This window comes from Streptomyces sp. NPDC002467 (assembly GCF_042889825.1).
Lineage (GTDB): Bacteria > Actinomycetota > Actinomycetes > Streptomycetales > Streptomycetaceae > Streptomyces.
The window spans coordinates 16,584-34,588 of record NZ_JBIARJ010000038.1 but is presented as its reverse complement, the minus strand read 5'-3'; the positions used below and the strand labels follow the sequence as shown (position 1 = coordinate 34,588).

The 18,005-nt window shown below is 70.2% G+C and carries 17 protein-coding genes and 1 pseudogene; 10 read left to right on the top strand and 8 right to left on the bottom strand.

Annotated elements, in window-relative coordinates; all coding sequences use genetic code 11:
• Window positions 1-261: 261 nt before the first annotated feature.
• From ACFYYJ_RS40890 to ACFYYJ_RS40880, 3 genes and pseudogenes are all read right to left on the bottom strand, one after another.
• Entirely contained in the window at window positions 262-486 is a 225-nt protein-coding gene (locus ACFYYJ_RS40890; RefSeq protein ID WP_389139979.1) for a hypothetical protein, read from the bottom strand.
• Between the two features lie 2 nt (window positions 487-488).
• Window positions 489-1,370 (bottom strand): mycothiol conjugate amidase Mca, encoded by an 882-nt coding sequence (gene mca / locus ACFYYJ_RS40885; RefSeq protein ID WP_384591720.1) that lies wholly within the window; start codon window positions 1,368-1,370, stop codon window positions 489-491.
• 87 nt (window positions 1,371-1,457) lie between these two features.
• Window positions 1,458-2,521 (bottom strand): annotated as a pseudogene (locus ACFYYJ_RS40880) (RNA-guided endonuclease InsQ/TnpB family protein).
• Window positions 2,522-2,704: 183 nt separating this feature from the next.
• Between ACFYYJ_RS40880 and ACFYYJ_RS40875 the strand changes: the two are divergent.
• Both ACFYYJ_RS40875 and greA read left to right on the top strand, forming a co-directional pair.
• Window positions 2,705-3,115 (top strand): DUF4307 domain-containing protein, encoded by a 411-nt coding sequence (locus ACFYYJ_RS40875; protein WP_385130944.1) that lies wholly within the window; start codon window positions 2,705-2,707, stop codon window positions 3,113-3,115.
• Between the two features lie 244 nt (window positions 3,116-3,359).
• Window positions 3,360-3,857: a transcription elongation factor GreA gene (gene greA, locus ACFYYJ_RS40870; RefSeq protein WP_384591714.1), complete on the top strand. Its 498-nt coding sequence runs from the start codon at window positions 3,360-3,362 to the stop codon at window positions 3,855-3,857.
• 94 nt (window positions 3,858-3,951) lie between these two features.
• Here greA and ACFYYJ_RS40865 read toward each other — a convergent pair whose 3' ends face one another.
• The 3 genes from ACFYYJ_RS40865 to ilvA all read right to left on the bottom strand — a co-directional run bounded on the left by ACFYYJ_RS40865 (window position 3,952) and on the right by ilvA (window position 7,246).
• Window positions 3,952-4,809 carry an ABC transporter permease gene (locus ACFYYJ_RS40865; RefSeq protein WP_385364211.1) on the bottom strand — a complete coding sequence of 286 codons (858 nt, stop codon included), beginning with the start codon at window positions 4,807-4,809 and terminating at the stop codon, window positions 3,952-3,954.
• Window positions 4,806-5,846, bottom strand: a complete 1,041-nt coding sequence (locus ACFYYJ_RS40860; RefSeq protein ID WP_385130938.1) for an ATP-binding cassette domain-containing protein — start codon at window positions 5,844-5,846, stop codon at window positions 4,806-4,808. The genes ACFYYJ_RS40865 and ACFYYJ_RS40860 overlap by 4 nt, the downstream gene beginning before the upstream one ends.
• 167 nt (window positions 5,847-6,013) lie before the next feature.
• The gene (gene ilvA / locus ACFYYJ_RS40855; protein WP_385130937.1) at window positions 6,014-7,246 is read right to left on the bottom strand and encodes a threonine ammonia-lyase; all 1,233 of its coding nucleotides are present in this window, start codon (window positions 7,244-7,246) and stop codon (window positions 6,014-6,016) included.
• Window positions 7,247-7,452: 206 nt separating this feature from the next.
• Between ilvA and ACFYYJ_RS40850 the strand changes: the two genes are divergently transcribed.
• The 3 genes from ACFYYJ_RS40850 (at window position 7,453) to ACFYYJ_RS40840 (ending at window position 8,735) form a co-directional block, all read left to right on the top strand.
• A complete protein-coding gene (locus ACFYYJ_RS40850) occupies window positions 7,453-7,974 on the top strand; it encodes a MarR family winged helix-turn-helix transcriptional regulator (RefSeq protein ID WP_385130933.1) in 522 nt (173 codons plus the stop codon).
• Between the two features lie 105 nt (window positions 7,975-8,079).
• On the top strand, window positions 8,080-8,484 hold the full coding sequence (locus ACFYYJ_RS40845; RefSeq protein ID WP_389139970.1) for a sigma factor-like helix-turn-helix DNA-binding protein: 405 nt from the start codon (window positions 8,080-8,082) through the stop codon (window positions 8,482-8,484).
• A complete protein-coding gene (locus ACFYYJ_RS40840; RefSeq protein WP_385364208.1) occupies window positions 8,481-8,735 on the top strand; it encodes a hypothetical protein in 255 nt (84 codons plus the stop codon). Before ACFYYJ_RS40845 ends, ACFYYJ_RS40840 begins: the two co-directional genes overlap by 4 nt.
• Window positions 8,736-8,942: 207 nt before the next feature.
• On the opposite strand, the gene ACFYYJ_RS40835 is transcribed toward ACFYYJ_RS40840, so the two are convergent.
• Complete coding sequence (locus ACFYYJ_RS40835) at window positions 8,943-10,100, bottom strand: cystathionine gamma-synthase (protein WP_384591693.1); 1,158 nt, start codon at window positions 10,098-10,100, stop codon at window positions 8,943-8,945.
• Window positions 10,101-10,187: 87 nt separating this feature from the next.
• Here ACFYYJ_RS40835 and ACFYYJ_RS40830 point away from each other — a divergent pair, with 87 nt between their 5' ends.
• The 5 genes from ACFYYJ_RS40830 to ACFYYJ_RS40810 all read left to right on the top strand — a co-directional run bounded on the left by ACFYYJ_RS40830 (window position 10,188) and on the right by ACFYYJ_RS40810 (window position 16,138).
• Complete coding sequence (locus ACFYYJ_RS40830; RefSeq protein WP_385364207.1) at window positions 10,188-11,297, top strand: hypothetical protein; 1,110 nt, start codon at window positions 10,188-10,190, stop codon at window positions 11,295-11,297.
• Between the two features lie 352 nt (window positions 11,298-11,649).
• Entirely contained in the window at window positions 11,650-13,251 is a 1,602-nt protein-coding gene (locus ACFYYJ_RS40825) for a M48 family metalloprotease (RefSeq protein ID WP_389139964.1), read from the top strand.
• Complete coding sequence (locus ACFYYJ_RS40820; RefSeq protein ID WP_389139961.1) at window positions 13,248-14,408, top strand: hypothetical protein; 1,161 nt, start codon at window positions 13,248-13,250, stop codon at window positions 14,406-14,408. The genes ACFYYJ_RS40825 and ACFYYJ_RS40820 overlap by 4 nt, the downstream gene beginning before the upstream one ends.
• 74 nt (window positions 14,409-14,482) lie before the next feature.
• Window positions 14,483-15,148 (top strand): peptide-methionine (S)-S-oxide reductase MsrA, encoded by a 666-nt coding sequence (gene msrA, locus ACFYYJ_RS40815; RefSeq protein WP_389139958.1) that lies wholly within the window; start codon window positions 14,483-14,485, stop codon window positions 15,146-15,148.
• Between the two features lie 114 nt (window positions 15,149-15,262).
• Window positions 15,263-16,138 carry an SAVMC3_10250 family protein gene (locus tag ACFYYJ_RS40810; RefSeq protein WP_389139955.1) on the top strand — a complete coding sequence of 292 codons (876 nt, stop codon included), beginning with the start codon at window positions 15,263-15,265 and terminating at the stop codon, window positions 16,136-16,138.
• A gap of 350 nt (window positions 16,139-16,488) precedes the next feature.
• Here ACFYYJ_RS40810 and ACFYYJ_RS40805 read toward each other — a convergent pair whose 3' ends face one another.
• Window positions 16,489-17,973 carry a recombinase family protein gene (locus ACFYYJ_RS40805; RefSeq protein ID WP_389139952.1) on the bottom strand — a complete coding sequence of 495 codons (1,485 nt, stop codon included), beginning with the start codon at window positions 17,971-17,973 and terminating at the stop codon, window positions 16,489-16,491.
• Window positions 17,974-18,005: the final 32 nt, after the last annotated feature.

Here is an 18,005-nt window from a genome sequence, read left to right as displayed (position 1 = left end):
TCCTCGGGCGTCGAACCCGATGCGGCACCGGCAAGCGGAACGGGTTTCGTTCGACGCCCTGCGGGGGCGCCCCACCGCACACCCGACCCCGACGGCGCGGCGGTACGGGCGCCGAGCACCGGCGTTCGACGCCGGGGGCACCCCACCTGACCCCGACGGCACGGGAGTGGCACACGGCGGCCCCGCCGGGCAGCCGCGTTCGACGCCCTGCGGGGCACCCCGCCGCACACCCCGACGGCACGGGGGGTACGGCCAGGGTCCCTACTGGGTCCGGGGGCCTTCCGTGGACGCGGGACCCGCTTCCGGGGTCTCTTCGAAGTTCACCCGGCCCATGTGCCGGTTCATCGACTTCATCAGACCCCACGTCCCGAGGGCGAGGACCGCGAACACGATGAACCCCAGGACTCCGGGGGTCACCTTGTTCTTGTCGAAGGTGTCGGCCGCCAGCGGAAGGAACTGGGTGATTGCTGCCTGCGTAGCGCTCATGGCTAAGCATTCTCCCGGATGCCGGCGAAGAGGTCGGACTCGGGGAGGGAAGTGTCCACGAGCGACTTCGCCAGCTCGTACTCCTCCGTCGGCCAGACCTCCTTCTGGATGTCCATCGGGACGCGGAACCAGCCGCCGTCCGGGTCGATCTGCGTGGCGTGCGCGATGAGCGCCTTGTCGCGGATCTCGAAGAAGTCGGCGCAGGGGACGTGCGTGGTCAGGGTCCGCTCCTTGCGCTCGAACTCCTTCCAGCGCTCCAGCCACTCGCCGTAGGGGGACTCCATGCCGCGGGCGAGGAGCGCCTCGTGCAGGGCGACGGTGCGGGGCTTGTTGAAGCCCTGGTTGTAGTAGAGCTTCTGCGGCTGGTACGCCGGGCCGAACTCGGCCTCCGGGTACTTCTCGGTGTCGGCCGCGCCCTCGAAGGCCACCATGGAGATCTTGTGGGTCATGATGTGGTCGGGGTGCGGGTAGCCGCCGTTCTCGTCGTACGTCGTGACGACCTGCGGCTTGAACGCGCGGATCTTCTTGACGAGGCGGCCGGCGGCCTGGTCGACGTCCTCCAGCGCGAAGCAGCCCTCGGGCAGCGGCGGCAGCGGGTCGCCCTCGGGGAGGCCGGAGTCCACGTATCCCAGCCATTCCTGCTCGATGCCGAGGATCTCGCGCGCCTCGTCCATCTCCTTGGCGCGTACTTCGTGAATGTTCTCCTCGATGTACTTGTCGCCCTGGAGCTTGGGGTTCAGGACGGATCCGCGCTCGCCACCGGTGCAGGTGACGACCATCACGGGGATGCCCTCGGACACGTACTTGGCCATGGTGGCCGCGCCCTTGCTCGACTCGTCGTCGGGGTGGGCGTGGACGGCCATCAGTCGAAGCTGCTCGGTCAAGACAGGATCCTCTGTGATTCGGGCGCGACGGTCGGCTTCTATATTGACTCCTCCCTCAGCAATCGAATGACGCGGGGGATTCCTGACTCACGCAGCCTGACGGGCCGGCGGCCAGTCAGGGCTCGCACGATCGGCATCAGCCGGGTTGAGACCAGCCCGGACGAGCATCACGCGCGCGGAGTTCTTGTCCCTGGGGGAGACGGCTCCGCACGCGGTGCACGTGTAGGTACGTTCCGACAGCGGCAGTGCGTGCTTGGTTCTCGCTCCGCACTGTCCGCGGTCCATGGTGGTGTGCGCCGGGTTCACGAGCCGCAGTTCGCGGCCGTGCTTGCGCGCCATGTTGATCAGCTCGTGCTTCGTGGCCGAGATCGCCGCGTCGGCAGCCTCACGCGCCATCGTCGACTTGGCGAGAAACTTCGGGCGGAAGTCCTCCACGGCGAGCCGGTCAAAGTCCGCGACGACCCGCTTGGCCCACTTGCGGGCTGTGTCCGTTCGTTGGCGGGCGATCTTCCTGTGCACCTTCGCGGCCTGCCGCTTCGCCCTCCGGTAACCCGTCGAGGCGACTTGCCCACGCTTCGGCTTCCGCCGCGCCATCATCCGCTGGTACCGGGCCGGCTTCCCCGCAGCATTCCTCCCGTACTCGGGGTGTGGAAGGTCATGCTCGTCACTGGTGGTGGTGGCGGTCTCACGCACGCCCCAGTCGACACCGATCACCGCACCCGTGCCCGGCAGCGACCGTGTCTCTGTCCGGACGACGAAGGACGCGTACCAGTGGCCGAGAGGGTCTCGGTAGATGCGCACGCTGGACGGGATGGCGGGAAGATCCCGCGACCACACCACCCTCAGCGATATGCCACCTGCCAGATGCAGACGGCCGCCCTTCAACCGGAATCCACGCTTGGTGTAGTTCAGCGTGGGGTCGGCAAGACCCTTCCTCTTGAATCCGGGCATCCCCGCCCGCCTCCGCACCGGTAACCGAGCCTTGACATCCTTCAACGCCTTGCCACGCCCGATTCTGCGACGCACTGGTTCCACACCCATCGGCACCGGTCCCACTCACCCGACAGAGCCGCATTCCCGGAAGACGACACGCGCAGCCGGAAGGTATACCGGGCGTACCCGGCCTCTCTCTCCTGTGCCGACACCGTCACGACGCCGACCTGAGGTCCTGGACCTGGCTGGTCCCGAGAACTCCGACACCACACCCGAACAAGCGACCGAGCACGCGGGGCACTAGCCTGATTCCTTGCCGGCGCGAAAGCCGCGACATGCTCCAGCCGCCAGGCTCAAGGGTCGAGGACAAGGAGCCCCGGCCCCGTGGAGAGGAAACGATCATGAGCGCGGTGCGCGAGGGGCTGCCCGAGGGCCGGTACGGCCGGTCGGCGGACGAGCGTGCGGACCGGAAGCTCAAGATCGTCGGGTCGGCCCTGGGTGTCGTGCTGCTGGGCGTGATCGGCTGGATCGGCTGGGACTACATGGCCGGGCAGAGCGTCAGCGCCGAGGTGATTAAGTTCCAGATCGTCTCCGACACCGAGGTGAAGGTGCACCTGGAGGTGCGCAAGGACGCCTCGCAGACCGGGGTGTGCACGCTGACCTCGCAGGACAAGCAGCACGGCGAGGTGGGCCGCGCCGACTTCACCTTCGCGCAGTCCTCGACGCGGGTCGACGAGGTCGTGTCGCTGAAGACCACCGGGCGCGCGGCGATGATCGAGCTGGTCGGCTGCCAGCCCGCCGCCGGCAGCTGACGGGTCCGCCGGTCGCCCACGGGCGTCGGGTTCGTCACTCGGCCTCGTCCGCCACGCCCGGGTGGGTCATCCTGGAAGGGCAGGAGCCGCCGAGCCGCTCCCGGGGCGAGCACGGCCGGGCCGGGCCCTTCCCGGACATCACGCACGCGCTCGGGTCCTCCCCCTTTTCTTCCCGAATTGTTAGGCTCGTGGTTTCGCCCGCCACCGGCGGCCATGTATTCCCCTGTACCGACGAGGAGCACCCGTGACCCAGACGAGCGAGAGCGTCACCTGGCTGACCCAGGCGGCGTACGACCAGCTGAAGGCGGAGCTGGACTACCTCTCTGGTCCCGCACGCACGGAGATCGCCACGAAGATCGCAGCCGCCCGCGAGGAGGGCGACCTGCGCGAGAACGGCGGTTACCACGCGGCCAAGGAGGAGCAGGGCAAGCAGGAACTGCGCGTCCGCCAGCTCACGCAGCTCCTGGAGAACGCCAAGGTCGGGACGGCCCCGGCGTCCGACGGCGTGGTGGCCCCCGGCACGGTCGTGAAGATCGCCTTCGACGGCGACGAGGACGACACGATGGAGTTCCTGCTGGCGTCGCGCGAGTACGCGTCCGGCGACTTCGAGACCTACTCCCCGCAGTCCCCGCTGGGCAGCGGTGTCATGGGCAAGGCGGTCGGCGAGGACGCCGAGTACGAGCTGCCGAACGGCAAGAAGGCCTCGGTCAAGATCCTCGACGTCAAGCCCTTCACCGGCTGATCACCCCACCTCTTGCGCCGATGCCCGGCCGGACAGCTGACTGTTCCGGCCGGGCATCGGCGTTCGTGCGTGCGGTACGGGTACGCGTACGGGCCTACGCCGTCGCCGAGCGGTACTTGCGGACCGCCAGCGTGCGGAAGGCCGCGATGATCAGCACCGACCAGAGGATCGATGCGATCACCGGGTGCTGCATGGGCCAGGCGTCCGGGACCGGGTAGCCCTCCGGGAGGTTGCCGAAGAGCACGCGGGCCGCCTGGACCGTGGCGCTGAAGGGGTTCCACTCCGCGATGGTCTGGAGGAAGGACGGCATGTTCTCGGACGGTACGAAGGCGTTCGAGATGAACGTCAGCGGGAAGAGCCAGATCAGCCCGCCCGAGGTGGCCGCCTCCGGGGTGCGCACCGACAGGCCGATGAGGGCGCCGATCCAGGAGAAGGCGTAGCCGAGCAGGAGCAGCAGGGCGAAGCCGGCGAGGACCTCTCCGAAGCTGGTGTGGGTGCGCCAGCCGACGAGCAGCGCGACGACGGCCAGGACGACCAGGGTGACCGTGGTCTGGACGAGGTCGGCGAGCGTGCGCCCGGTCAGGACCGCGCCGCGCGCCATGGGCAGGGAGCGGAAGCGGTCGATGAGGCCCTTGTGCATGTCGTCCGCGATGCCCGCGCCCGCGCCGGCGGTGGCGAAGGTGACGGTCTGGGCGAAGATGCCCGCCATCAGGAACTCGCGGTAGGCCTGGGGCGAGGTGCTGCCGCCGACGCTGATCGAGCCGCCGAAGACGTAGCTGAAGAGCACGACGAACATGACCGGCTGGATCAGCCCGAAGATGATCATCTCGGGGATCCGGGACATGCGGATCAGGTTCCGCTTGGCGATGACCAGGGAGTCGGCCGCGCTCTGGACGACTCCGCCGCGCGGGCGCGGGGCGGACAGCTCCGGTGTGCGGGAGGTGAGGGTCACTTCGCCATCTCCTTCCGCGCGGTCGCCTTGCGGCCCTTGGCGCCGGCGTCGGGGGTCCCGCCGCTCTCCCCGTCGTCGCCGTGTTCGTCCGCCTCGCGTTCGGCGGCGTGGCCGGTCAGGGATATGAAGACGTCGTCGAGGGTGGGGCGGCGCAGGCCGATGTCGTCGATCTCGATGCCCCGTCCGTCGAGTTCGCGGATGACCTCGGCGAGCAGCTTGGCGCCGCCGGAGACGGGCACGGTCAGCTTGCGGGTGTGGTCCTCGACCGTGGTCTCGCCCTTGCCGAAGGCGGCGAGGACCTCGCGGGCGGTGGGGATGTGGTCGCGTTCGTGCACGACGACCTCCACGCGCTCGCCGCCGGTACGGGCCTTGAGCTGGTCGGACGTACCGCGGGCGATGACCTTGCCGTGGTCGACCACGCAGATGTCGTGCGCGAGGTGGTCGGCCTCCTCCAGGTACTGGGTGGTGAGGAGCAGCGTGGTGCCGCCCGCGACCAGTTCCTTGATGATCGCCCACAGCAGCTGCCGGTTGCGGGGGTCGAGGCCGGTGGTCGGCTCGTCCATGAACATCACGGGCGGGCTGACGACGAGGGCGGCGGCGAGGTCGAGCCGCCTGCGCATGCCGCCGGAGTAGGTCTTGGCGGGGCGGTCCGCGGCGTCGGAGAGCTGGAAGCGTTCGAGCAGTTCCTCGGCCCGGGCCTTCGCGGCCTTGGCCCTCATCTGGTAGAGCTGGCCGACCATTTGGAGGTTCTCGCGGCCGGTGAGGTATTCGTCGACGGCGGCGAACTGGCCGGAGAGGCCGATGGCCCGCCGGACCTCGTTGGGGTGTTTGAGTACGTCGATCCCGGCGACGAGGGCCTTGCCGCTGTCGGGCCGGAGGAGGGTGGTCAGGACGCGTACGGTCGTGGTCTTGCCCGCGCCGTTCGGGCCGAGCAGACCCAGGACGGTGCCTTCGGGGACGTCGAGGTCCACGCCGTCCAGAGCCCGTACATCACCGAAGGTCTTGATGAGGCCTTCGGCGTAGATGGCGCCTGGCATACGGATTCTCCCAGTGCAATTCGGGTGAGCAGAATCAGTGCAATCGGTGCAATCAGCGGTTTCCTACGCAGATCATATGGGCGCCGGGCAGCCATCGCCCGGCCGAATGGGGGATCCCCCGTTCACCCGAGCGCACGGTATCGCGTCATATCGCGTACTACCAGTGGTCAGCCCATCACCGTGTAACCGGCGCTGTGCAGCGAGCGCGCGACCTCCGTGCAGTGCTCCGGGCCCTTCGTCTCCAGCTGCAGCTCCACCTCCACCTCGGTGAGGCCCAGCCGCGGGTCCGTCCGCACGTGGCTCACGTCCAACACGTTCGCGTCCACCACCGACAACACCCCCAGGAGCCCGGCCAGGGCTCCCGGCCGGTCGGCCACCCGCAGCCGCAGCGACAGGTACCGGCCCGCCGCGGCCATGCCGTGCCGCAGGATCCGCTGGAGCAGCAACGGATCGACGTTCCCGCCGGACAGGACGGCCACCACCGGCCCGTCGTCGTACCGTTCGGGTTCGCTCAGCAACGCGGCCACCGGACTGCACCCGGCCGGCTCGACCACCAGCTTCGCCCGCTCCAGGCAGAGCAGCAGCGCACTGGAAAGCGCGTCCTCCGAGACCGTACGCACGTCGTCGAGGAGTTCGCCGATGATTTTGAAAGGGACGTCGCCCGGGCGGCCGACCTTGATACCGTCCGCCATCGTCGTCGGGTTGTCGATGGACACCGGGTGCCCCACCAGCAGCGAGGGCGGGTACGCGGCGGCCCCCGCCGCCTGCACGCCGATGACCTTCACATCGGGCCGCAGCGCCTTCACCGCCACCGCGACACCGGCCGCCAGACCGCCGCCCCCGATGCCCACGAGGATGGTCCGCACCTCCGGACACTGCTCCAGGACCTCCAGGCCCACCGTGCCCTGGCCCGCGATGACGTCGCGGTGGTCGAAGGGGTGGATGAACACCGCCCCCGTGCGGTCCGCGTGGTCCTGGGCGGCCGCGAGGGTCTCGTCGACGACCTGCCCGTGCAGGCGCACCTCCGCGCCGTACTCCTGCGTCGCGGCCACCTTGGGCAGCGGCGCCCCGACCGGCATGAACACCGTCGAGCGCACCCCGAGCAGGGAGGAGGCCAGCGCCACGCCCTGCGCGTGGTTGCCCGCGCTGGCCGCCACGACACCCGCCGCCCGCTGCTCGGGGCGCAGGCCCGCGATGCGCACGTACGCGCCGCGCAGCTTGAAGGAGCCGGTGCGCTGGAGGTTCTCGCACTTGAGGTGGACCGGGGAGTGCGTGAGGGAGGAGAGGTACCGGCTGCCCTCCATCGGGGTGACCCGGGAGACGCCGGACAGCATCTTCTGGGCTCCGCGGACGTCGTCGAGGATGACCGGCGGAACGGGAAGGGGCACTCGGTAGTTCATGCCGCCAGTCTCCCAGTCCGGGGGCCGCCCGGCGCAGGCTGCGCGCGCCCCTCCCGACAAGGGGCGAAATCTCGCCATCCGGGACGCCTCCGGGCAGTCGTCGGAGACCGGCCGTATCAGTTCTCGTACGGGGCGTACGAGCCGCCGCACGGCCGCGTACTCTGTCCCCCATCCTTGTCGGACCCACGCGAAGAGAGCCCACGGCCATGCCTTCCTACCCGGCCAATTCCGACCTGCCCGAGGCGCCGGACGCGCCCGCCGGAGCGGGTCTCCTCGACGCGCTCCAGCACCAGGTCGCCGTCTTCGCGCGCCGCGCCGAGCAGACCCGCCTGGGCGGCGTCGGCCAGGCCCGCAACTCCATGGACCGGGCCGCGTACCTGCTGCTGAACCGGCTCGACCTGGAAGGCCCGATGGGCGTCAAGGCGCTCGCCGGGGGCATGGGCATCGACTCCTCCACGGTCACCCGGCAGGTCGCGCCGCTCGTCGACAGCGGCCTGGTCAAGCGGACTTCGCACCCGGAGGACGGACGGGCCGTGGTCCTCGCGCTGTCCCCGCGGGGGCTGACGCGGCTGGAGGAGGTCCGTTCCTCGCGGCGCGAGCTGATGGCTCGGGTCACGGAGGGCTGGAGCGAGGGGGAGCGCGAGTCGTTCACGACGCTGCTGACGCGCTTCAACCTGTCGCTGTCCGAGCTGATGGCCGCCGTGGCCGACGCCGGCCCGGCCTCCTGAACAGCGTCCCGAACGGCTCCCCGAGCGGCCTCCCGAACAAGCTCGCGACCGGGGTGCGTCAGACCCCTTGACCCGGACGGTCCCGCTGCCCGCACTATGTGAACCATGCGGGCGGTGGAGCAACGCTTGGGCCCCTACGTGGAGTTCGAGGCCTTCGTCGCGGGCGCGGCGGGGCGGCTCCTGCACGTCGCGATCCTGCTCACCGGTGAACCGGAGGCGGCCCGCCGACTGCTGGCGGGCGCGCTGGCCCGCACGTACGCCGACTGGCGGCGCCTACGGGGTGACGACCCGTACGACTTCACCCGACGGGAACTGTGCACCGCGTTCGCCCGCACCGGCCGCCACTACCGGGGCGCCGGGCTGCTGGCCGGACTGAGCCCGCTGGAGCGGCTCGTACTGGTGCTGCGGATGTACGAAGGGGTCGCGGAGGAGGTCACCGCCGCGCAGCTGGGGCTGACTCCGGAACGGGTCCGCTCGCTGTACGCCAGGGCCGTGGCGGAGCTGCGGTGAGCGGCCGCCCCGAACGCAAGGAAGCCCGGGTACGGCGCCTGTTGGAGGGCCCGTACCCGGTGGTCCCGCCCGGCCTCGCCGCGGGCGCGGCCGCCCGAGGGGGCCGCATCCTGCGCCGCCGGCGGACCCTGCGGCGCCTCGGCTGGGCCGTCCTCTTGGCGGCGGTGGCCGCCTTCACGATCTGGGCCGCCATGACGCGCCCGTGGGCCGTCCCACCGAGCGACATCTCCCCACCCCTGGACGGCTGGTGATCCCTGCGGCCGGCTGACGCCCCGGCAGCGGCGCCTCAAACCGGCGGGGCTGGATGGGCATACCCGGCCCCGCCGGGCAATCTCAGCCTCGCCGGCGTTCGAGGCGCGGGGTCCGGGGCAGCGCCCCGGCAGCGGCGCCGCAGACGACACCGCACGCACACCCCCCGCCGGGCGGCAAGGGCAGCGCCCGGCGCGGGGTGTGGGGCGTCAGCCCAGGGCCTGGGTCAGGTCCGCGAGGAGGTCGTCCGCGTTCTCGATGCCCACGGACAGCCGCACCAGGTCCGCCGGAACCTCCAGCGCGGACCCCGCCACCGACGCGTGCGTCATCCGCCCCGGGTGCTCGATCAGCGACTCGACGCCGCCCAGCGACTCACCGAGCGTGAACAGCTTCGCGCGGTTGCAGACCTCGACCGCCGCCTCCTCGCCGCCGACGACCTGGAAGGACACCATGCCGCCGAAGTTCCGCATCTGCTTGGCCGCCACCTCGTGCCCCGGGTGCTCCGGCAGACCCGGGTAGAGGACCTTGTGCACCTTCGGGTGCCGGGTCAGCAGCTCGACGACCTTCGCCGCGTTCTCCGCGTGCCGGTCCATCCGCACCGACAGCGTCTTGATGCCGCGCAGCACGATCCACGAGTCGAACGGACCGGCCACCGCGCCCATCGCGTTCTGGTGATAGGCCAGTTCCTCGCCGAGCGCCGCGTCCGCGGTGACCAGCGCGCCGCCGACGACGTCCGAGTGCCCGCCCATGTACTTCGTCAGCGAGTGCACGACCACGTCCGCGCCGAGCGCGAGGGGCTGCTGGAGGTAGGGGGAGGCGAAGGTGTTGTCCACGACCAGCTTGGCGCCGGCCGTCCGCGCGATGTCGGCGACGACCGCGATGTCGGTGATGCCGAGCAGCGGGTTGGAGGGGGTCTCGACCCAGATGACCTTGGTCTTCGGGGTCAGGGCCGCGCGCACGGACTCGGCGTCGGAGGTGTCGGCCACCGACCACTCGACGCCCCAGCGGGAGACGACCTTCGCGAAGAGGCGGAACGTGCCGCCGTACGCGTCGTTCGGGATGACCACGTGGTCGCCCGGGGAGAGCAGCGTACGCAGCAGGCAGTCCTCGGCGGCGAGGCCGGAGGCGAAGGCGAGGCCGCGCCGGCCGCCCTCCAGCGCCGCGAGGTTCTCCTCCAGCGCCGTGCGGGTCGGGTTGCCGCTGCGGCTGTACTCGTAGCCGCCGCGCAGTCCGCCGACGCCGTCCTGCTTGTACGTGGAAACCTGGTAGATCGGGGGCACGACCGCGCCGGTCAGCGGGTCCGCCGTGTTGCCCGCGTGGATCGCGCGGGTCTCGAAGCTCTGGTGCTCGTGGCTGTCGTCGCTCATGGTCAGATGCTATGCCCCGGCGCCGGGTGCGGCCCGTGGCCAACCCCCTGTTGGCATCTGCCCACGTCGGTCTGGTTCGCTTGTGGCATGGAGATTCTGTGGTTCCTGTTCGCGGTCGGCTGGCTCGCGGTCATCGTCGCTGTGTTCGTACGGCGCAAGCGCGGCAGCGGCTTGCGCCTCGTCGAGCCGGGCAGCCCTGACGCGGCGGACCCGGCGAACTACGGATTCGACCGGCAGGAGGACCTCGACATCCGGATCCCCGGGCCCGACCAGGACCTGATGGACGCCCTCGACAACGTGCAGCGCACCGGCCAGTGGCAGGCGGCCTCCCAGCTGCTCGCCGGAACCCCGGTGGAGGGCGAGCAGCGCTGGCAGCGCGTGCAGTCCTTCGGCGGGGCCGCGGCGCTGGAACTCGCCCAGCAGCCCGGTGTGGGCGCGCAGTGGCTGAAGGCCTGGCGGCTGGAGGCGGAGGAGGACGCGGGCGGCGCGCAGGTGCACGCGGAGCTGCTGGTGCAGCAGGCGTGGCGGGCCTCGGGCGGGGTCGGTTCCGACGACCACCGGATCATCCTGGAGGAGGCCCGCGAGGCGTGCCGCAAGGCCGCGACGCTGTCGCCGGGCGACCCGATCCCGTACATCACGGAGCTGGCGATCGCGCGGGGCCTCGGCTACGCGGAGGCCGAGTTCGACGAGCTGTGGGCGAAGGTCATCGACCGGGCGCCGGCGCACATGGGAGCGCACCTGGCGGCGCTGCACTACTGGTGCGAGAAGTGGCACGGCTCGCGCGAGAAGGCGGACGCGTTCGCGCACGCGGCGGCCGCGCGCGCCCCGCAGGGCTCGCTGCTGGCGGCACTGCCGTTGTTCTCGGTGTACGAGAACCTTCCGGACGTGGTCCTGACCGGCGGTTTCTACCAGAGCGCGGTGGTGACTCGGGCCGTGGAGGGCGCGCTGTACGCGGTGCACCAGGCGCGGCCGGACGACCCGATGCTGCCGCACGTACGGCACATGCTGCTGCAGTTCCTGGTGAACATGGAGCGGTGGGCGGAGGCGATGGAGCAGGTCCGGCACGTGGACGGCTACGTCGGCGCCCTCCCGTGGTCGGCCTCGCCCGACCCGGCGGCGCACTACGCGGTCTTCCGCGCGCTGGCGGTGGCGGGCTACGAAGCCAACGGCGGCTCCCCGGCCACGCTCCCCCACTAGGCCGGCCCGCCTGTCCGTACGGCTCGATGACCGGGGCTCCGCCCCGCACCCCGCGCCTCGAACGCCGGCGAGGCTGGAATTGCCACCCCGCCCCGCCAACGCGTTCCCGAGCCGCACCCCCAGCCTCGCCGTCGTTTGAGGCGCGGGGGTGCGGGGGCAGCGCCCCCGGAACGGACCCGCACCTGGACCCGAACCCGGCAACGGACACCCCCCACCAGCGAAAACGCCCGGCCAATAAGGTTGCCGTAAGTGACCACCGGGCCGCATGATGCGGCGGTGGCGGCGGCCACGCAATCCGGCCACTCGCGCCACGCACACGCACCACCGTCATCCCGTGGGGGGATCCATCCATATGGGCGCTTTGCTGCGCGCTCTGCGCGCCCTCGTCCTGCTCGCAGGGTTCTACCTGCTCGGCGTGGTCCTGCTGGCCGTCCTGGCCGGTCTGGACATCGCCGCCATCCGCGGCGGCCTGCACGGCCCGGCCGCCGCCAAGATCGTCATCGTCTCCGTCGTCCTCGCGATCCCGATCGTGCGCGGCCTGTTCATGCTGCGCACCCCCAAGGACGAGCCCCCGGCCGGCATCCCCGTGACCGAGGCCGAGGAGCCCTCGCTGTGGGAGGCCGTGCGCGACATCGCCCGGCAGGTCGGCACCCGCGCGCCCGATCGGATCCTGCTGATCGACGAGGTGAACGCCGCCGTCGACGAGGAGGCCCGGCTGCTGGGCCTCCTCCCCGGCACCCGCCGCCTCTACATCGGCCTGCCCCTGATGACGGGCATGGACGAGATGCAGCTGCGCGCCGTACTCGCCCACGAGATGGGCCACTACGCCAACCTCGACACCCGCCTCACACCCCTGATCGCGCGCGGTCGCGCCCAGTTGATCCGTACGATCCGCCACTTCCACGAACGCGCCGACAACAAGGTCGCCAAGGAACGCGCGCGGCAGGAGAAGGCCGCCGAGAAGCGGATCGCCAAGGGCAAGAAGGCCAGGGAGATCGACACCTCGGGCGAAGGCGCGATGTACCGGGCCATGGCGAAGATCTACACGGCGTACGGCAACTTCTACATGCGCGCCACCCTCTCCTCCGCCCGCCGCCAGGAACTCGCCGCCGACCTCGCCTCGGTGCGGGTCGCCGGCCGGGATTCCGCCGCGTCCGCGCTGCGCGAGCTGAACGCCCTCGGCTCGGCGCACGAGTTCTACATGAGCTCGTACGCCACCCTCGGCGTCGACGCCGGTCTGCTGCCGCCTCCCGGCGAGGTCTTCGGCGGCCTGCGCCGGCTCCTCGACGCCCGTCCGGACGAGCTGGAGGACCTGCGCCAGGAACTGTCCACCGAGCCCGCGTCCCCGTACGACTCCCACCCCGCGCTCGCCGAACGCGTGTCCCGCATCGAGGCGTTGGCGGACGACGGCCGTGCCGGGCAGGCCGCCCGCCCGGCGCTGGAGCTGCTGTCGGACGCCGAAGCGGCGCTCACCGCGCTGGAGCAGGTCGCCCTCACCCCGGAGGCGCTCGGGCTGAAGCGGCTGGACTGGGAGGACCTGGTCCACGAGTCGATGACCCGGTACGTGTCCCAGGGCGCTGAGGAGCTCCGCGAGGCCCTCTCCGCCGAGGGCGCGGGCCCCGAACTGTCGACCCTGCTCGACGCGATCGACGCGGACCCGGCGGTGCGCTGGCGGATCGCGGACCGTTTCCCGAAGTCCGAGCAGGCGGCGGCCGCGACCGGCCGCGCGGCCCGCGAGTTCTCCCGCCCGGTGCTGCGGCGGGTCGTGAACCAGCTGGTCACGGTGGAGCTGACGGCCCGCGGCGCCGCCCGCTGGCAGCTGTCCTGGTCCGAGTCGGCCACCCTGCGTTACCCCGCCGACGGCTTCGAGGAGCGGCTCGGCCTCGCCCTGGACGCGGCCGTCGCGGACCAGCCCGATACCGAATCCCTGCGAAAGCTGGTGCTTGCCCCGTGATCGGCCTCTACGTCCTGGGCGCCGTGCTGCTGTTCGGCGCGTTCAAGGTCCTGCGCGGCGTCTACTTCATCCGCAAGGCGAAGCGGCTGCAAGCCGAGATCGCGTCGATCGAAGCCGGCACGGCGGCCATCGAAGCCCGCACGGAGGCCACCAAGGCCGAGGAGAAGGCCCGGAAGGCGGCGGCCGTCGTCGCCTTGGGTTTCGTGGCGGAAGCCGACCTCGACACCGAGAACCCCGCGCCGGTGCCGCCGGAGCGGACCGCCGCGCTGGAGGCCGTCCGGTCGGGCGACTGGGAGGCGGGCGCCGCGTACGTCGAGGCGGCCGGGCAGGACTGGCACGAGCGGATGGAGCGGGTGCGTCCGCTGGCCCAGGCGGCCGCAGAGGAGGACTCCTGGCTGCTGGCCTGGCGCGCGGCCCGGCCCACGGACCCGACGGCGGCGCTGGTCGACGCCGACACCGCGATCATGGTCGCGTGGAACGTACGCGGGGGCCAGTCCGGCAGCCGCACCACGCAGGAGCAGTTCCGGCTCTTCCGCGAGCTGCTGGTCAAGGCGCGGGAGGTGGCGCACGAGGCCCAGCGCCTCGCCGACCCCGACGACCCGACCCCGTACATCGTGGAGCAGCCCATCGGGCAGGGCCTGGGCTACTCGCACGAGCAGTACCGGGAGCTGTGGGAGCAGGTCGTCAAGCGCGACCCGAAGGTGTTGTGGTCGCACATCGCCGGTCTGCAGTACTGGTGCCGCAAGTGGCGCGGCTCGCACGAGCTGGCGCTCGGCTTCGCCCGGGAGTCGGCGGCCGCCGGGGCGCCGGGTGACCTGCTGTCGCTGCTGCCGCTGATCGCGTACTTCGAGCAGGAGACGCACGAGGACGACCTGGCGGCGGAGACGTTCTTCAAGGAGCCGGAGATCGTCGCCGCGGTGGACGCGGCGCTGCTGGACCTGGCGGCGGCCGGGGACGACCACCCGGGGACGGCGCGCATCCGCCACATGCTGGCGTACCTGCTGTTCTGGCAGGACCGCGACGAGCAGGCGGTCGAGCAGTTCCGCCACATCGACGGCCACATCGGCGCGCTGCCGTGGACGTACGCGGGCTCGCCGAAGCACCGGTACCTGTACGCCCGTGACTGGGCCGTGGGCGTGGCGATCCCGGACCTGTGACGCGCGGGGCGGGGGCGGAGCGGGGAATCCCTGCCCGCCCCAGTCCGTTGAGGGGGTACCGAAGGAGGCGACCCATGTTCTCGTACCGCCGCACGCCCGAGCTCCCCGCCCGCGAGGAGGCCCTGACGGGCCGCGCGGAGCCGCTGTTCTCGCTCCCCGACCGCCACACGGTGCTCGGCAACCCCCTCGCGGGCCCCTACCCCGCGCACCTGGAGGTCGCCGACTTCGGCCTGGGCTGTTTCTGGGGCGCGGAGCGCAAGTTCTGGCAGACCCCCGGGGTCTGGACCACCCTGGCCGGCTACCAGGGCGGCTTCACCGAGAACCCGACGTACGAGGAGGTCTGCTCGGGCCAGACCGGCCACACCGAGGTCGTCCGCGTGGTCTTCGACCCCTCCCTGGTGTCCTACGAGACCCTCCTGAAGCTGTTCTGGGAGTCCCACGACCCCACCCAGGGCTTCCGCCAGGGCAATGACGTCGGCACCCAGTACCGCTCGGCGGTCTACACCCACTCCCCCGCCCACCAGAAGGCCGCCGAAGCCTCCCGCGAGGCCTACCAGCGGGTCCTGACCGGCTCGGGGTACGGCCAGATCACCACGGCAGTCCTCCCGGCCGAGGACCGCCCGTTCTGGAACGCGGAGGCGTACCACCAGCAGTACCTGGACCGCAATCCAGGCGGCTACTGCGGCATCGGCGGCACGGGCGTGAGCTGCCCGATCGGCGTGGCTCCAGCCGGAGACTGACAGCCTCAAGATGCGGGCATGACCAGGCTGGCTCCCCGACGATTGACCGTAACTGGTCGATGGGTACTTGAGCGGTGTGGCTCACGGGGAGCCCGCCAAGCCTGTGGGGCATGCATGCGGTTGAACAACATGATCTACTTTTCGCGGCGCAGGCTGGAGGCGTTCTTCCCCGAACGCCCCGCACGCCGCCTACCGACGGTGAACGCCGAAGTAGATCTACAGGTTGCAACGGTGGCAGTCTCATCCGCGCAACCACGGAATCCGACCGACACCGAGCTCCACAGGCTTCGCCAGGTGCGCCGCCAGCTTGAGCGCGAGGCAGCGCACTTCTACGCTCCGGATCTCGCAACTGGCGAGTGGATCGTTTTCGACGTTGAGATGGGATGGAGCACCTCCCATGGGGACACCGCTCTTCCCGACCTGGACGACGTTGTGCTCTTCTTCGGATCCTTGCGAAGTAATCGAAGTCCAGATCGAACTCCCGTTGACCTGATGCTGTGCGGTTCCACCGAGCACCTGCTCAAGAAAACCGCAACTGCAGGAAGGATGGGATCAGGTACCGCGTGGTTGCATGACCTGATCCTCAAGATCAACGATGCAGATGGACGCGGGCGAACCGAGATCCCCGAAGCCCTGACAGCAGGAGCCCTGGGCGTATCACGCGTCAATCGCCCTGAGCAGGTGGCGCGATGGGTGTTCAACGTGATTGAAGGCCACCATGCACCGCAGCATCGTGCGCGGGTGCAAGGGTTGGCCCGGGTAGATCTCCACATCCCGGAGTCTCAATTCGTCCCGCGGCTCATCGTGGCAACCCCGTTGTACGTCCAGGACACCTCGAGGAAACCAATGCGGTGGCTCACACGCCTGCGTCTTCACCGTGATCTTCACCGGCGCCATCGCCGGTCCATCTGGCAGTGGCGGCCTGACCAGCCTCCACATGACCGCAACAGGTATTACTACCCACCTGGACACCCTGAATCCTCAGAGTAAGGACCCATCGCTACGAGCGCCTAAGCCGAGGGAATGGCTTTCCTGTTGCGGAAAGGATCAGCCGTTGACCTCGCTGTGCCTCACTCGGGAGCATCGAACCCGACCCGCGTACGCCGACATGTGGGGCGAGGATGCTGCGGAAGCAAGGCTAAGTAGTGCAGGTCTGCGTCATCACTGACCCGAGCGGCCGGCTCAGCTAGACCTTGCCCGAAGGCGAAACCGCCGTCGTGGTCCCGGCCGCCGAAGCGGTGCCGTTCGCGGACTACTGGGAGCGGCGACAGTCCAGACCGGCAACACGAACGAAGGGGCACCAGCCGGATGGCCGTGCCCCTTTCCGTTTCAGCTCGACGTCAGTCGCGCCACTTCGGGACCAACAGGTCAGGGTTGAACGGGCGTCGGCCTCCACCGCCCACCGGCAGAACGATCACCGCGTGCAGTGCCTCCCTGATCAGGGCACGCTTCTGCGCCAGGTCCAGCCTGCCGGAAGTCCAGCACTCGCGTACGTCGCCGGTGACCTCGGCTGCACGCTGCTGGTTGAGAACGTGGCGTGTACGGTCGGCACGTAGTTCCTTAACCCGAGATTCCATCCTCTGATTCTCAGGGAAGAACAACTCATCCGAGATCTGGTCCTCCTGCCAAGCCTGGAGCAGCTTGCGCCGCTTCCGCGTCAAACGGTCCAGCTCACCTTCCCCTGCCCATTTATCGTCCACATGCCCCGTCCTGGCTGCCCGTTCCTCCAGCCTCGCCAGAATCGCCTCGGTGATGAATTCGTCAGTCTTGGCGCCATTGCGTCCCGTGCCACCGCAGCCGCCCATTTCCTTGCTGGGGCACTGATAGAGGTAGCCACCGGAGAGATCCGGCCGCACGGTCGCGCGGAGCGGCGAGTTGCAAATCTGACCGTCCGCACCGGGCTTTCCGCATCGGAGGATTCCGGTCAGCAGGTACGACGGGGTGCGATAGTCCGTGACCGTTCCGTCAGACTTCACGTTGGGTCCGACGCGGGCCGAGAAGATGGCATCGACGGCCATCCACTCCTTCGGGGTGATGATCGGCTCCCAGCGACCCACAACCGGCACACCGTTGCCATCGCGGACCAGCTCTCCGTTGTGCTTCCGCCACGCACACAGCCTCGGGTTCCACAGCGCGAGCTTCAGCGAGCGGCTCGCCCATTCCTTGTCGTTGATCGTACGGACACCGGCCTCCCGCCACTCACGGAGGATCGAGTGCAGGGACTTTCCCGCGATCACCTCGTGGGCACCCTTCGCCAGCCACTCCGCTTCCTCGGGCTCCAGCGTGAGCTTGTCGTCCTTCCAGCCGAACGCGCGCTTGCCTCCCACCGGGATGCCAAGTTCCGCGCGAGCGCGGTGCGAGCGGCGCGCGCGCCTTTGCATCTTGCGCACTTCCATCCTGGAGATGACGACTCCGAAGAGACCCATGGCCTCGACGTCGTCGCAGTAGAGGTTCTTCGGCCCGCGTGCGTCGGCGTAAAGGCGGCCCTCCTCGTACGTGAGCGCATCCACGAACCGCTCGTAGTCGCCTGCTCTACGGGTAAGCCGGTCGTCTGCGACGACGATAACGCCGCGCACTGGCTGCCCGTTCGGCAAGTGGCCTCCCTTGAACGCCCCCACCATGGCCTCGAAGTCAGGGCGCACCACGCCTTCCTTAGCTGCCGACAGGTCGTTGTCGGTGTACCAGTGAACGATCGTCCAGCCAAGACGGGCCGCTGTCTCCGCGTTCACCTTGTGCTGGTCCTCAACGCCATGGCCATCCCTAGCCGTGTCTACGGAGATACGCGCGTACGAGACGACCGGGATCACCGGTTCCTGTGCATTCACTTCCCACCCCTTCACGAAGGGTTATTACTTAC